This window comes from Peribacillus sp. P4_B1 (genome assembly GCF_056402395.1).
The window spans coordinates 1-21967 of sequence record NZ_JBFUHM010000005.1 but is presented as its reverse complement, the minus strand read 5'-3'; the positions used below and the strand labels follow the sequence as shown (position 1 = coordinate 21967).

General features: G+C 32.9%; 17 protein-coding genes and 1 pseudogene. 5 read left to right on the top strand and 13 right to left on the bottom strand.

Features of this window, described 5'->3' with window-relative positions:
* Window positions 1-3: 3 nt before the first annotated feature.
* The 11 genes and pseudogenes from AC1DVK_RS03980 to AC1DVK_RS03930 form a co-directional block, all read right to left on the bottom strand.
* Window positions 4-1101 carry a glycosyltransferase gene (locus AC1DVK_RS03980; protein WP_477625894.1) on the bottom strand — a complete coding sequence of 366 codons (1098 nt, stop codon included), beginning with the start codon at window positions 1099-1101 and terminating at the stop codon, window positions 4-6.
* Window positions 1102-1289: 188 nt separating this feature from the next.
* Complete coding sequence (locus tag AC1DVK_RS03975; protein WP_289337290.1) at window positions 1290-2600, bottom strand: nucleotide sugar dehydrogenase; 1311 nt, start codon at window positions 2598-2600, stop codon at window positions 1290-1292.
* A gap of 33 nt (window positions 2601-2633) precedes the next feature.
* Window positions 2634-3740 carry a glycosyltransferase family 4 protein gene (locus AC1DVK_RS03970; protein WP_477625893.1) on the bottom strand — a complete coding sequence of 369 codons (1107 nt, stop codon included), beginning with the start codon at window positions 3738-3740 and terminating at the stop codon, window positions 2634-2636.
* Window positions 3741-3779: 39 nt separating this feature from the next.
* Complete coding sequence (locus AC1DVK_RS03965) at window positions 3780-4664, bottom strand: SDR family oxidoreductase (RefSeq protein ID WP_477625892.1); 885 nt, start codon at window positions 4662-4664, stop codon at window positions 3780-3782.
* 18 nt (window positions 4665-4682) lie between these two features.
* Window positions 4683-5309 carry a sugar transferase gene (locus AC1DVK_RS03960; RefSeq protein WP_477625891.1) on the bottom strand — a complete coding sequence of 209 codons (627 nt, stop codon included), beginning with the start codon at window positions 5307-5309 and terminating at the stop codon, window positions 4683-4685.
* Window positions 5310-5337: 28 nt separating this feature from the next.
* Window positions 5338-6357: an NAD-dependent epimerase gene (locus AC1DVK_RS03955; RefSeq protein WP_284470144.1), complete on the bottom strand. Its 1020-nt coding sequence runs from the start codon at window positions 6355-6357 to the stop codon at window positions 5338-5340.
* A gap of 56 nt (window positions 6358-6413) precedes the next feature.
* Window positions 6414-7221, bottom strand: a pseudogene (locus AC1DVK_RS03950) (UTP--glucose-1-phosphate uridylyltransferase).
* Window positions 7222-7293: 72 nt separating this feature from the next.
* Window positions 7294-9114, bottom strand: a complete 1821-nt coding sequence (locus AC1DVK_RS03945) for a polysaccharide biosynthesis protein (RefSeq protein ID WP_477625890.1) — start codon at window positions 9112-9114, stop codon at window positions 7294-7296.
* A 270-nt stretch (window positions 9115-9384) separates the two neighbouring features.
* A complete protein-coding gene (locus tag AC1DVK_RS03940; RefSeq protein WP_477625889.1) occupies window positions 9385-10149 on the bottom strand; it encodes a tyrosine-protein phosphatase in 765 nt (254 codons plus the stop codon).
* Between the two features lie 143 nt (window positions 10150-10292).
* Window positions 10293-10970: a CpsD/CapB family tyrosine-protein kinase gene (locus AC1DVK_RS03935; RefSeq protein WP_477625888.1), complete on the bottom strand. Its 678-nt coding sequence runs from the start codon at window positions 10968-10970 to the stop codon at window positions 10293-10295.
* A 36-nt stretch (window positions 10971-11006) separates the two neighbouring features.
* Window positions 11007-11687 (bottom strand): YveK family protein, encoded by a 681-nt coding sequence (locus AC1DVK_RS03930; RefSeq protein ID WP_477625887.1) that lies wholly within the window; start codon window positions 11685-11687, stop codon window positions 11007-11009.
* 436 nt (window positions 11688-12123) lie between these two features.
* Between AC1DVK_RS03930 and AC1DVK_RS03925 the strand changes: the two genes are divergently transcribed.
* The 4 genes from AC1DVK_RS03925 to AC1DVK_RS03910 all read left to right on the top strand — a co-directional run bounded on the left by AC1DVK_RS03925 (window position 12124) and on the right by AC1DVK_RS03910 (window position 16881).
* Complete coding sequence (locus tag AC1DVK_RS03925; protein WP_477625886.1) at window positions 12124-12435, top strand: helix-turn-helix domain-containing protein; 312 nt, start codon at window positions 12124-12126, stop codon at window positions 12433-12435.
* An 812-nt stretch (window positions 12436-13247) separates the two neighbouring features.
* Window positions 13248-15218: a glycosyl hydrolase family 28-related protein gene (locus AC1DVK_RS03920; protein WP_477625885.1), complete on the top strand. Its 1971-nt coding sequence runs from the start codon at window positions 13248-13250 to the stop codon at window positions 15216-15218.
* A gap of 257 nt (window positions 15219-15475) precedes the next feature.
* A complete protein-coding gene (locus AC1DVK_RS03915) occupies window positions 15476-16153 on the top strand; it encodes an acyltransferase (RefSeq protein WP_477625884.1) in 678 nt (225 codons plus the stop codon).
* A gap of 662 nt (window positions 16154-16815) precedes the next feature.
* Window positions 16816-16881: a VOC family protein gene (locus AC1DVK_RS03910; RefSeq protein WP_477625950.1), complete on the top strand. Its 66-nt coding sequence runs from the start codon at window positions 16816-16818 to the stop codon at window positions 16879-16881.
* 320 nt (window positions 16882-17201) lie between these two features.
* On the opposite strand, the gene AC1DVK_RS03905 is transcribed toward AC1DVK_RS03910, so the two are convergent.
* Window positions 17202-18352 (bottom strand): IS3 family transposase gene (locus AC1DVK_RS03905; protein WP_477625883.1). Its coding sequence is split into 2 segments (ribosomal slippage): window positions 17202-18115 and window positions 18115-18352, totalling 1152 coding nucleotides; the frame shifts between segments, so codons are not numbered across the junction.
* Between the two features lie 174 nt (window positions 18353-18526).
* The gene (locus AC1DVK_RS03900; protein WP_477625882.1) at window positions 18527-20542 is read right to left on the bottom strand and encodes a CDP-glycerol glycerophosphotransferase family protein; all 2016 of its coding nucleotides are present in this window, start codon (window positions 20540-20542) and stop codon (window positions 18527-18529) included.
* 278 nt (window positions 20543-20820) lie between these two features.
* On the opposite strand from AC1DVK_RS03900, the gene AC1DVK_RS03895 reads away from it, so the two are divergent.
* Window positions 20821-21657 (top strand): phosphodiester glycosidase family protein, encoded by an 837-nt coding sequence (locus tag AC1DVK_RS03895; protein WP_477625881.1) that lies wholly within the window; start codon window positions 20821-20823, stop codon window positions 21655-21657.
* The last annotated feature ends 310 nt before the right edge of the window (window positions 21658-21967 follow it).

The window sequence follows — 21967 nt, the reverse complement described above, 5'->3', positions numbered from 1 at the left end:
GTGTTATACCTTTAAATATAAATTCATATAACCATCTACCATTTTTTCAATACTATAATTACTAGCTCTTTTTAAACATTTTTCTGAAACCTTTCTATATTCTTCCCCATTGATAATTAGAGTATTGATTTTTTGAGCAAGTTCTAAACTATCACCTTTCTTAAACAAAATCCCCGCTCCTTCTACTACTTCTTTTAAACCTGTAACGTCACTTGCTATTACTGGCTTTCCAGTAGCCATACCCTCAACTGCCGCTAACCCAAAACCTTCCCATTTTGAAGAGAGTACAACTATATCTGAAGTCTTATAAATTCTGGCAACATCATTTCTAAATCCCAAAAAGTGTATTCTATGTTCTACTCCTAATTCTTTTGCCAAAAATTCACTTTGAGCTTTTAAAGGTCCTTCTCCTATTAACAATAAATGTACATTTTCTGATAAACCTTTCATTGCGTTAATTAGAGTAACTTGATCTTTTTGTTTTGAAAAACTACCAACCATGCATATTAATATTTTTTCTTCATTTAATTTTTCACTAATTTGTGATTTCAGATAAGGTTTTGATTCGTGAAATTTTTTGAAATTAACTCCATTTTCAATCACAAGATATTTATCGAAACTTTTTTGTTTTGAGTCTACCCAGGATATTAAATTGTCCTGAGTTTTCTGACTAATGGATATTACTCTAGAATAATTTGAATAAATAAATCTATCTAAAAATCTAAAATAGAATTTTTCTCTTCTTCTGTTATGTGTATTATGTTCTGTCGTAATAAACGAAGGTTTATTTTTAAAAATTAATTTTGAAGCAATCGATGTCCAATAGTTCGTTGGAAATAAATGAGAATGAACAATGTTATATTTTCCCTTAATAATAAAATTTCTTATATAAAATATATTTAATGGACTATATACTTTTTTTAAGGGTAATACATTTATATCAAATTCATCTAAATTATTTTGAAAAACATTATTAACATCTGTAAGTAATAAAACATCTACTTTTACTCCTTCAATCTTATTCAATAATGGGAAAGATTCTTCTATTAGTTTTTCTGCACCACCAGAACCTAGATTATTAATAATATGGAGTACTTTCATATAAACTCTCCTTTTTTCCAACTTTTCCTTTTGACTTTCATAAAAAATAATATAAACCCAATATAGTCTCTTTATATCATTAGTTAAATTAAGATAGGGCCATATTACAATGGCCCCTAAAAGATAATTGTAGTTTAAGTTTAAACTGTAAAAACCAATTCTAATAAGATAGTTAAACAAATTATTAGTTAGAGACTCCAGTATAAAAAGTTTTCACTCTCTACTTCTTTTCTATTAAACATTCCTTTAACATCAACTAATACCGGTTTATGATTCCAATACATTTTCCTAATATCTTTAATATTCAAAAATTTGAATTCTTCATGTGGTACTGCAAAAATCAAAGCATCCATTTCTTTTATTTCATTAATATCACAAGGATTAATTCTATATTCATTCCATAAATCTTCTTTATCTGCTAATGGGTCTACTACTTTTACATCAATACCATATTCCTCTAATTCCGATTTGATATCTATCACTTTTGTATTTCTTACATCAGGACAGTTTTCTTTGAAAGTAATGCCAAAAATAGCTACTTTTGCACCTTTAATTTGCTTATCAGCTTTAATCAAATTTTTCACTGTATTTTCAGCAACATATTTGCCCATATCATCATTAATTTTTCTACCAGAAAGAACAATTTGAGAGTGGTATCCCATTTCTTCTGCTTTATAGGTCAGGTAATATGGGTCAACACCAATACAATGTCCACCTACAAGACCCGGAGAGAAATTCAAGAAGTTCCACTTTGTACCAGCCGCTTCCAAAACTGATTTTGTATCTATCCCCATCTTATTAAAAATAATTGATAGCTCATTCATAAAGGCAATGTTAATATCTCTCTGAGAATTTTCAATAACCTTAGCTGCTTCTGCTACTTTTATACTTTCAGCTCTATACACCCCAGCTTCAATTATCATTTCGTAAACATTTGCAATATCACCTAGTGACTCTTCATCCATACCAGCAACAACTTTTACAATAGTTTCAAGCCTATGTACTTTATCACCTGGATTAATTCTTTCTGGGGAGTAACCAACCTTAAAGTCCACACCATATTTTAATCCTGATTCTTCTTCTAATATAGGCACACAAATATCTTCTGTTACACCAGGATATACAGTCGATTCAAATACAACTATTGATCCTTTAGTAAGGTTTCTTCCAACTGTCTTACTAGCTCCAATTACAGGCTTTAAATCAGGCGTTTTGTCTGAATTTATTGGAGTTGGAACAGCAACTATATGAAACTTGCAATCTCTTAAATCCTTTTCTTCCCATGTAAGTAATGCTTTAGTCTCTTCTATCGCTTTGTTTCCAACTTCTTTAGTAACATCAATTCCATTTAAATAATTCTGTACCTTTTCTTTTGAAATATCAAAACCGATAACATCTGTAACTTTCGCAAATGATACCGCTAATGGCATACCTACATAACCAAGCCCGATAACTGATATTTTTTCTTTTCTTTGTTTTATTTCCTCATATAAACTCATTGATTACCTTCCCTTTTAGAAATATATTTTATTTTATAAATCCATAGTTTTTAATATCACTTCATTAACTTTGTTTACGTCAAACTTTTCTTTACAGATTCTGAGACTTTCTTGTCCCATTCTTTCAACTTCTTCTTTATGCTCGATCATCCAAATCATTTTTTCAGCAAGCTTATTGGCGTTTTTTACAGGAACTAAGAATCCATTAATATTATTAACAACTGTTTCTCTACAACCAGGAGCATCCGTTGTTATTATAGGTCGACCTGTAGCCATTGCTTCAAGTACACTTTTAGGTGTTCCTTCATGATAAGAAGGCAAAACATATACTGAGCATTTTTCAAGAAATGGCCTTACATCATTAGAAGATCCTAAATACTCAATTACTCCTTTATTTACGTATTCATAAATCTCTTCTTCTTTAATTGCAGTTGGATTTGTATCAAAATAGCCTAATATCTGAATTCTTGCTTCAGGATATTTTCCTTTCACTATTTTTGCAGCTTCAGTGTATTCAATTATTCCTTTATCCCTTATGATTCTTCCAAMGAATAAAAATACTGGATTATCAGGAATTTTTTTTCCTGTAAACTTATCTAAATTAACACCTGAGCCATTAATCATAATTATTTTATTCTTTTTTATTAAGTCTGCCTTTATTATCTCATTACAATCATCTTTGTTTTGAAAAAAGACTTTATCGCAGGCATAAAAAGCATATTTATACTCTATTTTAAGAATATCTCTTGCAAAACTTTTTTGGCCATTATTACGAAAGACAGAACCAAGCCCGCCCATTAGTGCATAAATCCCTTTTACTCCTGCGAATTTAGCTGCTATACAACCGTAAATAATAGTCTTTGCTTGATAAGCAAAAACTTTATCTGGCTTTTCCTTCTTTATTTGATTAAGAATTGAAAAAAAACCATTAATATCTTTTATTGGATTAGTCCCAGTACGCTCTATTCCTTGAATAGAAACATATTTTATATTACGCTCTTTGAATTTATGCCCCCATTCTTCCACTGGTTCAGGAGCAGCTGCTATCACTTCATGGCCTTTATTTATCATTGCTTTCATCATATCTTCTCTAAAATAGAACAAAGTAGGAGCGTAACTTGATAAAATCATAACTTTCATAAAAGAGGCCAACTTTCATTTTTAGTGTTATTTACTCTCTTAGTTTTTTTTAAACTCATTTATTTCGATTTCTATTCCTTTTTCAAAATCCATAGGAGTATAGTTAAAGTCTTTTGTAGCTAACTCATGACTATAAGCCCGATTCTCGCCCATCCGTAGGACTTTTTCAACTATATCTATTTTACCAAGAGATAGAATTTTGATTACGCTTGCAGCATAAGAACTTAACTTTAATGAAACAGGAATAAATAATGTTTTTTTATTTAATTTATTGCTTATCATAGAAAGTGCTACTTTTATGCTAATTGGCTTATCCCCAGATAAATTGTATTGCTTATTACTTGTTAATTCAGGGTTCATTAAAACATTATAATATGCTTGTCCTAAGTCTCTAGCATTTACAGGCTGAATTAACCCTTTTCCACTATCGATTAATGGATATATTTTCATTTTATTTATCATTTTTATAAACTTACTCATATTATGGTCACACATGTCACCATAAATCATTGTAGGTCTCAATATAGTTAGATTCAATCTGCTTTGTTTGGCTATTCCCAATACTTCTGACTCTATCTTTATATATTCAATTGAAGCATCTTTAAATTCAGAATAAATACCCGTGGTATGGACTAAGATTGCTCTTGTTATTTTATTATCAATACCAGCTTGTATTATACTAGGAGAATGATGAATATTATAGATATGCATTACTGTGTGAATATCTTTCATAATTTCATTTGTGAAATTTGCGTCGTTCAAGTCACCGGCCACGATTTCAATATCAAGACCACTTCTTTTTAATAACTCAACATTACTATTTTCCCTTACAATACACCTTATTGGGCCTTTGTAGTTTTTTTTCACTAGTTCTTGAAGAAAATACCTACCTGTATGCCCTGTAATACCTGTAACTAATAGCATAATTCCCCCCTCCATACTTTAACTATTAATTTTTTTCTTAAGTTCAGTTTTTACATCACTATTCCCTTCTTTAACTCCCTCACTTCTAAGTACACTAAATACTGTCTTAAAAAAGACCTTTGTATCAAAGGAAAGACTCATTTTTTTAACATATTCTCCATCAAATGACGCTTTAACTTCTATAGGTAGTTCATCCCTTCCGTTTACTTGAGCCCAACCTGTCAGGCCAGGATATATGTTATTAGATCCATACTTATCTCTTTCAGCAATTAAATCATACTGATTCCATAGAGCAGGTCTAGGGCCAATAATGCTCATATCTCCTTTTAGAATATTAATAATCTGAGGTAGTTCATCAAGACTAGTTTTCCTTAAAAACTTTCCACTTTTAGTTATAAATACATCTGGGTTCTGTAACAAATGAGTAGGCATATCCTTTGGTGTATCTGACCTCATTGTTCTAAATTTAAGTATATGAAAATGCTCTTTGTTTTTTCCTACACGCTTTTGCTTGAAGAATATCGGTCCATTAGAGTCTATTTTTATTATTACTGCTAATATTAAAAAGATTGGCCAGAGAAAAAACATTGCAGTAAATGAGAGTATAAAGTCTAAAGACCTCTTGATTATTGGATAAACTTTCACGTAAACACCCTTTCGAAAATCTTATAAATCATTCTTTGTTAATCTTGTAATACTCTAGATACCAATCTATAAAATTACCAATACCATTTTTAATAGAAGTTTGTGGACGGAAGTTTATATCCCTAAACAAATCCTCTACATCTGCATATGTTTCAGGAACATCCCCTGCTTGTAAAGGCATGAAATCCTTCTTAGCTTCAATACCTAGTTTACTTTCGATTGCCTCAATGAAGTCCATTAATTTCACTGGGTTATTATTGCCAATGTTATAAATCTTATATGGTGCATAACTTGTTCCGGGGTCCGGTTTTTTTCCGTTCCATTCAAGGTTCGGCTCAGGTGTTTTTAATGTTAAACGATAAATACTTTCAACAATATCGTCAACATATGTAAAGTCTCTCATCATATTACCGTTATTAAATACCTTGATTGGTTCGCCAGTGATAATGGCTTTAGTAAACAAGAATAACGCCATATCTGGTCGGCCCCATGGACCATATACAGTAAAGAATCTTAAACCGGTAGTTGGAATACCATAAAGATGGCTATAGGTATGAGCCATCAATTCATTAGCTTTTTTTGTAGCAGCATATAAACTAATTGGATGGTCTACATTATCATGTACTGAGAATGGTAAACTTGTATTTGCGCCATATACGGAACTTGATGATGCATAAATCAAATGATCCACTTTGTGGTGACGGCTACCTTCAAGAATATTAGTGAACCCTACTATATTAGATTCAATATATGCCTGGGGATTTTCCAAACTATACCGTACCCCAGCCTGCGCAGCTAAGTTAACTACAATTTCAGGTTTGTAATTAGAAAAAACCGAATCTACTGCTTCTTTGTCTTCTAATGCAGCCTTCTCAAAAGTAAAGTTTTCATGTCCTTGGAGTAATCCAAGACGAGAGTATTTTAAGTTCACTTCGTAATAATCATTTAAATTATCAATGCCTATTACCTTAAAACCCTCTTTTAATAAGCGATTGGAAAGATGAAAACCGATGAATCCAGCTGCACCTGTTACTAAAACTTTTTTCATTATATTACTCCTTTTTATTTTATTCTTTTGATATTCATGAATTATATATTAATATTTTAATTTTCAACTAATGTACCTTCACCAATTTGGACTACTTCTTTTAAATAAGCAATGATTTCATCTCTAATGTCTTCATTTTGAAGAGCAAACTCAATCGTAGTTTTCACAAATCCAGCTCTTTCACCAATATCATACCTTTTACCTTAAAATCATTTGCAAAAACTTGTTGTATTTGGTTTAACTGTTGAATCGCATCTGTCAACTGAATTTCCCCGCCTGCGCCCGTTTCCTGCTGATCAAGCATACTGAAGATTTCAGGAGTAAAAATATATTTCCCATTATTGCTAAATTGGAAGGGGCTGTTCCTATGGTTGGTTTTTATACAAAGCTTTCAACTTGATAAAGTCACCCATCTTGAAAACCTCCCATAGCGATTCGTTTCTTCCTTAGGCACAGTTTGAACTCCAATAATTGAATGGTTTATTTCCTTAAACTTATTCATCAACTGTTTTAAGAAAGAAGTCTCACTTTGGACAATATCATCACCACCTAAAAGTACGGCAAATGGTTCGTTCCCAATGAATTTACTTGCACACCATACAGAGTGACCTAACCCTTCGGCCTCCTTTTGTCTAATGTAATGGATATTAGCAAGGTTGATGGCGTATTGTACCTTATTGAGTAAATCCATTTTCCCTTTTTCTATTAGGTTTGTTCGAGTTCTGGAGCATAATCAAAATGATCCTCAATCGCACGTTTACCTTTTCCAGTTACGATGATTATATCTCTATTCCTGATGCAACGGCCTCCTCCACTATGTTCTGGATAGTAGATTTATCAACACATAGCTTTTGTGGCTGGCAAAAAACGAGTACCCTAACCAGCGGCAGGAACTATTGATTTTCTGACTTTTCTCAATCATATTCCTACTAATATCTATTTCGTTGCTGAGAAAGCTTTGTTTTTTCTCCTATTTGCTAAATTTATTACAAATTCTTTAAGTTCTGTCATGGAAAAATGATCATATGAGTTTAAAAGGTACTGTATCTCTTCTTCCTGTTCCAGTACCGCTTTTCCTATAAAGATCTTAGGGAACACAGCTTCACGATGAACCTCTTTCTCCCCTAATAGTTCTTCATACATCTTCTCACCAGGTCTGATTCCAGAATATTCAATTCCAATATCCTCAATTAAATAACCTGATAACTGGATAAGATTTGTTGCTAATTCTACAATTTTAACAGGTTCACCCATATCAAGAACAAAGATCTCCCCACCTCTAGCCAAGGAACTTGCCTGAATGACTAATCTGGATGCTTCAGGTATAGTCATGAAATACCTTGTCATGTCTGGATGTGTGACCGTTACTGGTCCACCTGCCTGGATTTGCTTTTTGAATAAAGGAATGACACTCCCTCTGCTGCCTAACACATTTCCGAACCGAACTGCGACAAATTTTGTTGTGCTATTTTTTGCTAACTGCTGGATGATCATTTCAGCAATGCGCTTGGTCGATCCCATGACGTTTGTTGGGTTGACGGCTTTATCGGATGAAATCATCACAAATGCACCTACACCAAAAGTGTCTGCTGCTTCTGCAACATTCTTTGTACCAAAAACGTTATTCTTAACTGCTTCACGTGGATTATATTCCATAAGCGGTACATGTTTATGTGCAGCCGCATGATAAACAACGTCAGGTCGGTACGTGTCCATCACTTCAAAAATTCTTTCTCGGTCCTGGATATCTGCGATGACAGGTATGATTTCTATTTGATTTGCATATAGTTTTTTCAGTTCCATATCAATCAGATAAATACTATTTTCTCCATGTCCTAAGAGAATAAGTTTGCCAGGTGAGAACCTGCATATTTGACGGCAAATCTCCGAACCGATTGAGCCTCCAGCCCCAGTAACGAGGATGGTCTTGCCTGTTACATATTCAGAAATACTGGTTATATCCAATTCGACGGGTTCTCTCCCTAAAAGATCTTCGACTTCCACTTCTTTAAACTGATTAACATTTACTTTCCCTACCATAATATCTTCAATCATCGGCATGATTTGTGTTTTGGCATTCGTTTTTACACATTCATCAAAGATGACCTTCAATTCTTTCTTACTTAATGAAGGAATCGCAATGACAATATTATCTATATGGTATTTTTCCACCATTTCAGGGATATGTTTAGAGTTACCAACAACGGGTATTCCTAAGATGTCTAACTTATTTTTCTTCGGATCATCATCAATGAATGCTACTGGTTTAAGCACCGTACCATGATTATTAAGAAGTTGACGCACAACCATGGTTCCTGCCGATCCTGCGCCAATAACCAATGTGTTCCTGGTTTCCTTTTGATTATGTATCAAGCGGTCACGCAGCATTCGCCACGAAAAACGGGAACCGCCAATAAGGATGACGTGCATCATCCAAGTTAATGCCATGGCTCTTACATAAACATCTTGAAAGACCATTAACTGGATGCCGATAACAGTGATAACCGATAAGCTTACGGCTTTTACAATGGACAGTAATTCCCCAATACTCGCATATTCCCAGGCCTTCTTATACAGTTTATAAATAGAAGCAAAAAAATGATGGCTAATTAATAAAGAGACAGATGTGACCAAGAGCGTTGGTAATTTAAATATATTTAAATATGGATACAAGAATAAATAACTTACATAAATGGCCGATAATACTATTAAGGAATCTAAAAGCGCCAGCAGTGTTAGTCGTTTTCGGTAGGCCAACCACATTTCCCCCTTAAATGTCGATATACTTTCTATTAAATACAGTATTAATGCATTGTATTTTTTTCACAGGATATTAATTTTTCATATCATGATGAATGATGCTGTCCCTCTTAAATGCCCTTATTGATCCTAATGATAATTTTGTTAGAAAATCAGGAGGTGGTTTATCCCTCCTAAATAAGTCTTTCCAGCAACAAAAAACCTAAAAATTTTTACATGGAGACAAAATTTTTTTATGATGTGTAGGCCTATTAATTATCTTTATCCTTAGAAGATTCCAAAAATTTTTCTTTTAAATAGTACAGGTTTTTCAATTAAAGGACTTTGTCCCTTTAATAGCAGTTCAGCATTTTCTTTGAAATAAAATGTACGCTCAATTCCATATGCTTTTGTAATGGTTTCATAGGCTTGTTGTAACGTGAATCCCCTGGAGCCTATATTATGGGCATCGGTTGCAATGAAATGAGCCAGATTACGTTCGATTATTTTTTTTGAAAAAGACTTAACATTTTTCCCAAAGAGTCCGATAATACTGCCAGAGGTAAGTTGAGTTAACGCTCCCTCCTGGACCAAGTCAAATAATAGTTTATGATTCTCGATCAATTCCTTATTTCTTTCCGGATGTACGATAATCGGTGTGATTCCTTTAAGCAGCAGCTCATAAATCACTTCTTGTGTGTATGCAGGAACCTTACCCGAAGGGAGCTCTAGCAATAAATATGTACCATTATCATCCAGCGTTAGGATCTCTTCTTTTTCTAGTGAAGTAAATATGTCCCGGTGTATTCTTACTTCTTGTCCGAAATGAATGGTTAGAGGAATATTGTCTTGTTGTAAACTCTCATTTAACCTCACTGTACGTTCAATGATGTCACACTTCACATTTACATATTTCCCATTTAAGTGATGTGGCGTTGCAAATAAATGGGTAATTCCTGCTTCCGCCGCTTTTTTTGCCATGTTCAAGCTTTCCTTCATGTCCGCGGACCCATCATCAACTCCTGGGAGAATATGACAATGTATATCAATCAAATTTCACACACTTCCTTTTAACAAATCGGGATAATAGGCTTAATCACTGAAAAAATAGATAGGAATTAATACCCTGGATAATCGTAGCATATTAAACTGCCATTAAACAGGGTGTTATTTTGTCGAATTTTGTCTTATTTTCTTTAAGATTGATAGTAATAATAATTGCTKTTATCCGTTTCAACGCCATTTAAAACGACTCCAAGCAAGGATGTATTAGCTTTCACTAAAAGCTCCTTTGCTTTCACTGCGCTTTGTTTGTTTGTTTTGCCGCTCGACACTACCATGATCACGCCATCACATTTATTGGCTACAATCTGGGAATCAGGCACTATCAGAACGGGCGGTGTGTCAAAAATGATATAATCATACATTTGTTTAAGTTCTTCAATGGCTGTTTCTATCGCTTTTGAATTTAATAATTCCGAAGGGTTAGGCGGTATTGGTCCGCTTGTTAAAATGTCTAAGTTTGAAACATTTGAATTCAAGATAGTTTTTCTTAAGTCCATTTTCTTTGTCAACACGCTAGTAAGTCCATGTATATTACTAAGGTTAAAAGCATAATGAATCGATGGTTTCCTTAAGTCTGCATCCACAAGTAATACTTTTTTCTCTTCTTGAGCAAGCACAATCGCTAGGTTGGCAGCTGTCGTAGATTTGCCATCATTAGGCTCCGATGAAGTAATCACAATGGTTTTGATTTCTTTATCCACTGAAGAGAATTGTATGTTTGTCCTAATTAATCGATATTGTTCAGTAATAGGCGATTTAGGATTAGTCTGCGCAATTAAATACACTTGTTTTTCATCTTTACTTCTCAAAAATCCCACTTCCTTTCTTAATGTCACTGAAGTTCTTTATTTATGTTGCGATATTTTTTGAATAGATCCAAGGATGGGCAATTCCAGGAGTTTCTCAATATCACCCTCGTCCTTGATCGTATTGTCCATATACTCAAGGAGGAATGCCAAGCCGACACCAGCCATCAATCCGACTACCACCGCAATAGCGATATTCAATAATGGATTAGGTTTTACAGGAGCAGGATTGTCCTTTATTTCTGCTTTGGCAAGAATGCTAACATTATCGACGTTCATGATATCCTTGATTTCCTTTTGGAAAGTTGCAGAAACCGTGTTAGCTATTTCTACTGCTTTAGTAGCATTACTATCTTGAACCGTTAAAGAGAAGACCTGCGAATTTTCCTGGCTGTTAATCGTGATTTTTTCACTAAGTTGATCTACGCTTTGTTCAAGGTCAAGCTCATCAATGACCTTCTCCAAAATGGCAGGGCTTTTTATGATCACACTATATGTATTGATCATGTCGATATTAGATCGGATTTGATTAGAGTCCAATTGGTTCTCTGATTGCTTCTGATTAACCAGGATCTGTGTTGAAGATTGGTAAACGGGTGTTAATAAGAAATAAGAAATCGTTCCGCTTATCAAAGCGGCAATTAATGTCAGCAGCATGATCAGCTTCCAACGCTTCTTTAATGTTTTAAAAATATCTTGAATACTAATAGTTTCTTCCATTTCATCCTCCTGATATGTTAAAAATGACCTATTCCATTATAGCATAATATTACCTATATATTTTGTATTTCCAAGGAAATTTACATGAAACTTACAAACTACTTCTTCCATGCAAAAGTAGTTTCATTTCCTAAATTTACCTACATCATATATATATATATAGGCCATTTCCCGGAATATTCAGACCCAAATTTCAATAAATCTAAGTATACACCAAATCCCAATTTTGCTTAGATGATTTTTCGGTTTTGCAAAAATTTCTTGAAATGGACCTAACTAAATGCCTACCAAGACAGGAAAATCCGTTTATACATATAATTGTGCCGAGTATTTTAGTGCCTAGTTATCATTAAAAAGGGAGAAGAAATGTGTAAACTGAAAGTAATAGTTTAAAAATCATTTATAACTTTCATTTTAATGGTTAGGTGTGGTCAATATGATAGGTTACCGAGTTAAATCGCTTAGGGAAGAAAGGAAAATGTCAATTAGTGAACTCTCCACAAAATCCGGCGTTGCCAAATCCTATATAAGCTCACTGGAAAGAAACCTTCAAACAAACCCTACTATTTTAGTTTTGGAAAAAATCGCCAGAATCCTTTGTATTAAAGTGGATGCTTTGTTGTATGAACAGGCAGACAAAGTCATGGATCAAGAGTGGATGGATATTTTGCACGACCTTATGACGGCTGGCATTTCAAAAGAGGAAATACGTGAATTTATTCAAGTTAAAAAATGTTCTTCTGTATGAAACTACTTCATTTTGATTTTTAATTGAAACGACTTACCCTTAAAAGAGGAAAAGAGAATAACTCCCTTTTCCTCTTTTATTAATAATAGAAGAATGTAATCTGGTACAATTTAACCTGAATCTTTGCGCGGATAAGGATAAGAAATTAAAATGATTAAACATCATGAACACTAATATAATTTTTTTAGATAAAAAACATTATACATAATCTGATATATTTTAGAAAACATCATATCAACGCCACAAAAAAGTGCCCCCGAAAGGTGTTGAAATTTTTTGTACATGCCACATTTGTCTCCTATATATACTACTTTCACTATTTCCAACTAAACTTAAATGTAAATTACGCATTAACTAATACCTTTTGGTTACTAAAATGCTTCTTAACTATCCTTTTTATTACCATTTGAACTTTGTATTAATGCTTCTCTCCTCTGTTATTTCTTCCTATCTCCTCTACCTGTTTTCTTAAGCATATTTTCATAAGTAATGACTAGTTATTACTTCCAAACTAAATTTTCTTTATCTATAGCAATAGTTGAGATTGGTACTTTTCTAGAACAGTGTCAAAAATATTAGAATGACTTTCAACCTTAATAATTTTTAATTAGTTTATTGTTCTTAATCACACCCAGGCATTAAAAATCGGTCAATAATAAATTAAGGTTTAAAATTATAATAAAGTACAAGCAAATGAAGAGTATTTTTAATATTGTGAATTAAGTCAAATAATTATTAGAAAAAAGGAATGGTTATATGTTTACAATAAAAAAGAGCAGAGTTACTTATTTACTTTTAAATGAGGAAATGTTGTGATTAATGTCAAAACGTTTGGCGCTATTGGTAATGGAGTTTCTGACGATAGTTTAGCTATATTACAAGCGATTGCACAAAAAAATATCCTTTACTTTCCAAAAGGGCATTACATTATAAATAAGCTTCCTCAAAACATAAAAATAAAAGGAATAGTCGGTGAGAGCATAAACGATACAACGATTGAATTTTCAAAAGACGTTTCAATTATAATGGAAGATGGATTTGTATTATCAAAAGTAACAATAAAATCAAATTCTTCTGTTACAAATACTATTAATACTAGAGCTCTATTTCGTAGTGATGTATTTATAAGTAATTGTTCATTTGAAAGTATTAAATATATAACTGATGCTAGCCCTTCGGGAGATACTCGAGGTTCAACTTTAATTTATGGATATATTAAAGACTCATATTTTAATAATATCAAGATAAGTGGTGCTAGAACGAGTTTTACTTTGCGTGGTTGTGGTCCCATAAATAATTATTTCAATTCAATACACTTCAATAATGTTCAAACTGGATTTTATATAACAAGTACAGGTAATATGCTAGAACAAATTACTTTTGAAAATAGCCATTCAAATTTAAATTTCAATAACATTTCTTTAATTAATACTCCGGAACAAAAAGAACAATATTCTCAAGCTAATGGTTCAAATTTGTTTATGTTCGAACAAGTTAAAGACGCCATCATTTCTAATATATACTGTGAAAGAGCATGTGAAAGAACTGCTTATTTCAACTGCTGTGAGAACATAGCAGTTTCTAATTTTACTAACAAAGATTGTGAAGGTTACCACTTTGCAGGATATCTCAATCTCGCTAATAACGTTCAGAACATCGGAAAGGGATTTAGATTATCGAACGGAAATATGATTCGAGGGGTTAATAAAGAGAGAGATCATGGCGTAATGCTGTATGATTGCGAAAACGTGGTGATCGAAAATATTACAGCAAAAGGTTCGGATTCACCAAGTGTTATATCCTCTAATTGTTTTTTAACTGCACATTCTTATTTGAAAAATGTAACCATAAAAAATATTATAGCATCTAACTACAATCGGAATTTTATACAATTCGTAAACGAAAAAATAGTAGTAACTACAGGCAATGTTTCTTCTTGGATTGTGAAACCTATTATGTATGATATATTAATTGAAAATTGTAAAACCCAAAATACAAATTTAGGTCCATACCAATACCCTGCAATTAGGTTCGCTACAAATAAATCAGTTATCGAAAACATTGGTGTTGGTAATTATGTATTTAATAATGTCACAATTATTAACAATGAATTTAAACAATCAGTAACGAATCCAACAGAAATTGGCTATCAAAATAGTGAAAGATTGAAGGCTATTGTTACTATTGATTCAATAAACGGGTTGAATTTATCAAATAACCTTATTTCTGGACATTCTACAAAAGATGCCATTGAGATAGGTATAGCATCAAAAAATGTAGTAGTTGATGTTAAAACTGTTCAACAAAACGATAATTTATCTCCCCCATCGAAGGTATATGTTTCACTGAAATCTAAAATCACGAGGGAATATATAACAAATAATATTAATTTTATCTATGAAGCATTCCCCTTGCAAAAAACTTCTATAAATAAAGATGCGACAAAACTAATTGATCAACAATGCTTAATCAAAGTTAACGGCGACATTTTATTGAATCCAACAGAAACATTTCATCTATTCGAAGTTGATGGCTATTATAGGTATTCTGAATTAACTGTAATCAAACACAGTCACGGTGACAGGTGCAGTTTTATTCACAAACATGTATTAGGAGAGATCGTAATAAATGGAGATAACATATTCTCTAAAACTGATGCTGTAGGAAAAGTTTGTTTTTATAGAGATAGTACAGGACTAACACTTAAAAATAATACAAAAAATCCAATTAGTCTTGTGATTTCTGGTCTTGTAATTTATGACAATACCCCTAGGTACTATTAATGCATATTATCTAAAACTCACTAATTTACTTTTTAGTGTTTTTTTTTATGAACAACAGCTTAATCAAAATCACAAGCATACTACAAAGAATGTGCGTAATAAAAATAAATTTTCGTACCTGACAACAATTCAAGAAAGAAACAATAATCCTTAATTTTTTACATTTCAAACTTTGCAAAAGTAATCAATAAATTATCAACAGTATTATCTTTTTGTGGTTATAATTAAAATAACTCAATAATAAGGGGATGTCTATTTTGATAAAAAACTCACTAAAAAATTTCCGAAATAATAATACGTTTAATAAATTAGCATCAAGAATATATAATTTTTACGGTGTAAGACTCAAAAATAAAGGAATTAACAATAAGGTATATTTTCAAGGGGCTTATATATTAAAAACAAAAATAGAGATAGTGGGGAGCAATAATTCTATAAAAATTGGAAATCTATCAGATTTAAGAAATTGTTCTATATTGATTATTGGTAATGGTCACGATATATCCATTGGTGAAAAATGTCAAATAAACAATACTAATATATCGTTTACACAAACATCAGGAAAGATTAAGATTGGGGACAAAACGACCATAGGAGGAGCAAAAATATATTCCGGGGAAGGAAAAATTATTGAATTAGGTGATGATTGTATGCTTTCAAGCAATATAGAAATAAGAACTACTGACTCACATAGTATTATTTCTTTAGAAAATAATAAAAGAACAAATAAAGCATCTAATATATATATTGGTAACCACGTATGGTTGGGGAACAGTTGTAGAATTTGGAAAGGTGCTTATATTGGAAATAACAGCGTAATAGGGTTTGGTGCAACGGTAAGCAAGAATATTGAACCAAATAGTTTAGCTGTTGGAACGCCTGCAAGTGTTAAGAAAAAAAGTATAACTTGGACTAGGGAGTTAATTAATGATTAAAATTTTTTCTTGACACTAATCACGTCCATTACTCATTCCATGATTTCTAATAGCAATAAAAGTAGAGTCGCATTTTGCTCCTGTTTTGGAATCAGGGGCTTTTTATAATAGTTACTCCTGCATGTCTTATTACTTTATGGCACATCTATTAAAAAATTTTTCACATGTAGTCTCTCCGCTTTTTCTATTATCTCTCTCCCCTTACTAATTACAATATGTACAACTTAGCATCTACAGAATCACCCCACATAATGGAAGGGACTTCTGTTAAAATTTCAAAAAATATCTATTTTGTTTTAGGAAAACTTAAATAGTGATCCATAGACGTGCATCTTTATATTCACTTATCAGCACATTTTTTAAACCCATGTAAACTATGTAATGGCTTTATTTGCTTAAATTATTGTTATTGTTTCCCTGTTTCCTACTCTCTTTTTCTTTGTATAATCGAAAAAAAGTTGGGGAATGATTATTCTGCAGTATATTTAAAAAGTTTTTTCATTCATGCAAAAGGATTAATAAGTAAAGGTGAGTATAATAGGAGGCTTTAAGAGGGTGAAATTTAAAGAATTTCGTGAGGTCGATATGTAATCAAAGAAGCAGTATTGGCTATTGCTTCTTTTTTTGTTCCAAAACAATACAGTTGCCCCCGACTTAAGGCTGTGCCTGATTTGGATGCTGCGATTAAGTGGTATGAGCAGGTGTTGGGATTCAATTTATTGGTGTAATCCTGCGAGTAAGCAAGCATTCTTAAGAAGTACTTAATTAACTGAGTGAGTTCATATAGAAAATCAACAACACTTATTAACAGAGCTAAAATTAAAAACTCCAACAGTTCTCCTTGCAAGTCATTGATTGGGCTAGCGAAGTTCCTGCATTTTGTTTTGACCTTAAAAAGAGCTGCCGAAGCAACTCTCTTGAAGTGAAGGAACTGTTAGTTATAAGTATTAATTTGCAATTATACTTACCAATAGATAACAAAGGTATTTTTCTCTAATTTTGAATGTATGGATTTGAGTCAATATTTTGGACACAAAAAARTTAAATCTTAAGCTGCATTTCTAATTTGGTCTTCAATRGCTTGTGGAGTTTTATATCCTAAGCTGCTGTGAATTCTTTTTCGGTTATACCAACCTTCWATAAATTGGAATATCGCTAATTTAGCTGTTTGGTAATCTAGATACTGGACGTGGTTGACTTCTTCCTTTTTTAATATCGCATGAAAGGATTCAATACAGGCAYTATCGTACGGGCAACCTTTCTKACYAAAGGATTGCTTAATATGATGATTCTGRGTATGTTGAGTRAACTCACTGCTTGTATATTGTGAGCCAAGATCCGTATGAAGAACTAAGCCCTCCGAGGGCTTTTGTGAAGAGTGAGCGTTATCGAAAGCTTTTATGACCAGTTCTGTCGTCATAGAACGTGAAAAGGAATACCCTACTATTTTCTTTGAATGAAGATCCAATACAGAAGCTAAATAACACCATCCGTCTTTTAACGTGTGGATATACGTAATATCAGCTACCCATTTCTCATTAATGGTCTGGGTGGTAAAGTCTCGTTTAAGCAAATTATCWAACTGAATAACTTTTTCTTTAGATGGMTAAGGACGGTATTTTTTCTTCGTGATARAACGAATACTCGCCTTGCTCATTAAGCGTTKAACACGCTTTAGACTGAGGGAAAATCCTTTGGTTAATAGGATTTGATGTATCTTAGGAGCACCATACYGTCCCTTGCTTTCTAGGTAAATGAGATTMATTTTATTCGTTAGTTCTTTGTTTTCCTGTTCGCGATTGGATACGACAAGTTGAAGAGACTGATAATGGCTGCTTCTTGGGATTTCTAATACTTCACACATTCTCTGTACAGGGTATAGATTCCTATTTTCCTCGATAAATTCGGTAAGATCTGTCTCGGTTATTTTTTCGCGAATATGGCCATAGCCTTTTTTAAGATTTCAACTTCCTGCTTTAACCGAAGGTTTTCCTTCTGTATGGCGGCTAATTCCTTCGGAGTCATAGACTCATTCCCTAAACCGATAGGGGTAAATTCTTTAACCCATTTATAAATAGTTACGTCTGATACACCATATTCGCCACTTAATTCTCTTACTGAATTACCCGAGTGATAAAGATCTACAATAGTCTTCTTGAATTCATTATTATATTTTTTACCTGTATTCTTACGTTCCAATACGAACACATCCCCTCAAAAATCATAGTAAGGACTTAACTAAAATGTGTCCATGAAACTATACTAACTCCATGTATGATGTAAATTATCGCACATTCAAAAGACCACCATTTGGTGGCCTTCTTCTTGATATAATACCCTCTTTGTCTCAGGTTGACGTTCCATTCAGAACAATCAAGAAGCAGAAGATTGCTTTTCAGTAATAAATGTATCCTCTTCCTCTAAAGGGCTATGTTCATTTTCGAAAAGTATGTTTTGAATGTAGTCATAGGTATTTTCTGTGTTGTGACCACTTGTGCACTCCATTAGTTTTGAAAATTGTGCAATATGGAAAGGAGATTGCGGGTTATTGTAACTGGAAACAATTTCAGAGTGCAAATCCTTGAATGTTTCTGCTATGCCTCCAAAAGCAATCTCTTTCTGGAGAATGTTTGGCGCGCCATATTCCACTTCTGCCAAAGCCTTGTCTTCCCAATAGAAGATTACATTACTTCCACCTGCAAACGCATAAAAAGTAATAGAAGAATAATCGGATATGACAACTTTACTGCTTAATAGAGCATCCTTTATGTCCCCCATATAAAACGATTCTTCGTATTTATCATATATATCTGGGAACTGTTCTTGAAGTATGATTCTTGATTTAGGATGGAGAATAATATTAATTTTTTTATCTATGTAGAACTTCTCTTTTTGAATCAATTCTAAGAATGAGAAATACCGGTCTAAATAGCTTCCAACTTCAATGCTTCCTGTGAGATCCCATGGTCGCCATGTAAGCATAAATGTAATTTGATTTTTTTCACTTTGTTGTTCCTTTACATATAAATCAAGATTAGGCAGCCCTGTTACCATCAGTTCTTTTTCCGTATAACCTGTATTATTAAGGAATAAGTTTTTCTCAAAATTGGAATTTACGAGCATGTAATCTGGTGCTATCGGCACTTTACGGTTAAAGTAACCACGTTCGAATATATTGGTCGCCATACAAGGCCCATGCTGTAACATTATTTTTTTATCTGTTGAAAGAACCTTTTTCTTAATTAAGTAATCATTATCGTACAATCGGCGTTGTATATGTCCCACAAGATCGGAAGATTGAAAACTTCTTGCTAAAAAGATGTGATAGAAAGCAAGAAAACTATTTTTCTCAACAAGGGCTCTGCCGTAATGTTGCTTAAGATTATGGTATTCGGGGTGGCTTTTTTCTAAGATATAAATGCAGGAATYCCCCATCTTAAATGCATATTTAAACAGTTCAAAGGCAGATTCCGAAGCCCCTGCACTGAACTTTTCAAAATAGATATCGTATTTTTTTTTGTTTAATGAAAAAAGGCTAATCAGATAAGCAAATCTTTCTTTTATTATAATGCTTTTAGCCATTTTACTTGTCAATACGATAACATATTGGCCTGTTATAGACTTTCGAATAAAAAGTTCACTATTCATCTTACCCAAACGATAGGAACGGGTGTTGTACAGATAATGATTTTTATCGTATTTATGCTTAGAGTCTGATTTAAAATTATACCAATAATTATGATCAGAGTGACTGAGTTTGATAAAAATAGGCGTATTAATATCGCTAGTGTTTACATAATGTTGATAAATTTCCTTCATTGGCACGAAAGTCCAGTAAGTATGAATGAGTATGGATATCTTCCCTGTCCTCATTGCAAATTTCTCTCTTATTTTGACTGGAAAAAGAAAATGCACTTTAAAATTTATGCTTTTATCGTAACCGAACGATAAATATGCTTCTTTGAACGAATAATTTCTGATACGCATGACCCCAACAAATAGGAAGCGAAAGAATAAAAGGAATACTAAACTTTTGAAAAACGGGCTTTTCTCTATTTTATCTAGCGTTTTGTCTATCTGCAGATTTTTTTGATGTGTTTTCACGAAGGAAAGTTTGCAGTTTGTATCTACGAAGAAAATGATTCTTTCATCCTCTAATTTCCCCTCTTTATTAACATATCCTTTCGTAAAAGTGATTGTTTGTAAGATTGTCATTGGTTCATATTCTGAGAGAGTAATCGTATTGTTGGTTTCTTGACTATACACGAAATACTTCATATTATTTTTCCTTTTTTTACTAATACTCTTTGTGCCATTGAAAAGACAATAGCCATCCAATAAAACAGGATTTCCCTTTTCAAGACGACCATAAACTGTTTCTTGTTTCAATTCTTTTCCCCCATGTTTTCCGGAACTTGTAACTCTACGACATATTTTACAGGTACCTTTGTCCCACCCTATTTTTTTAAAAAAAAGACAATATACCTATGATATTATAAATAGTTAAACACTTCAATGTAATTATTATTTTAAAAAACTTTTCCTTCGAGATAAAATGTTGGTTCGTCAAAAGTATCCGTAGGGTAACTTTCCCCCTATTGTATCCATATTGTGATAAAATTGTTCGGCAAACTAAAGAAACAAGCAGCGAGGGGATTATGGCGACTATGAGGAAGATTATTGTAATCTTATTTTTTTCATTTTTATTATATGGATGTAAAGCAACAGAAAAGGAAATTCAGCCTGATACTGAAAGACACGTCACACTTGAAAACTCTGATTTGGCCAATGATTTAAATTTAAATTCTAATGGTTCTTACGAATATCATTCAAATACTTTAAACATACGAATCCAACCTGTTATTAAATCAAAACTGAAATATTGGGTTTCTACCATAAAAGTAAATAATGTATCACAAGTAAAATCTGCATTTGCAGGCGGTAGCTTTAGTAGTAAAAAAGAGGAAACATCCGAAATAGCAAAAAAAAACAAAGCTGTGTTTGCAGTTAATGGAGCTGGTATTCAGTTTAAATCCAGGAGTACTGTTATTCGAGATGGAAAATTATTCAGATCAGATTTTGCTCCACTAGAAGTTAGAAAAAATGGCAAACTCTTTATTGGTGATGGAAGAAGAACGTCAGAGGACATGCTTGAACAAGGCGCATTACATACCTTTGATTTTGGGCCGGAGTTATTGATTAATGGAAAGGTTCCTTCTTTTAAGAACCAAGATTGGTTTACAACAGTCCGTGCGCCAAGAACGGCGATAGGTCAAAGGAAACCATATGAATATATCATTATAACGGTAGATGGTCGTTCGTCTGAATCTAGTGGCATGACGTTTGCAGAGCTAGTAAAGGTATTTCAATCAATGGGAGTAACGTGGGCGTACAATCTAGATGGAGGAGGCAGTACTACCTTATATTACTTGGATAACATTTTAAATCACCCTTCAGATGGAAAAGAAAGACAAATATCAGACATATTATATTTTACTGAGTAGCATATGCTACAAAAGAGTTTTTAATTTATACTATCAATAAGTTAGAGAAGGGCTTTTACCATGGAGCACCTTCTGTATAGCATAATAATAGAAGCGTCATTAGTGAAAAGTGCTTAAGCCTACCACATATCAGATCGTCTCCTTTGACTTATCATTTGTTAGTTTAACAAATGATAAGTCAAAGGAGTGATAAATTTGAAAGTGGAAGGTGTATATACATATTTATGTAAAAATTATCCAACGCTGTTTGGCGTTGTATCTCGTTTTTCTGGCATGGAAGATAGAGTTGATACACTGACGTGTCCCAAGT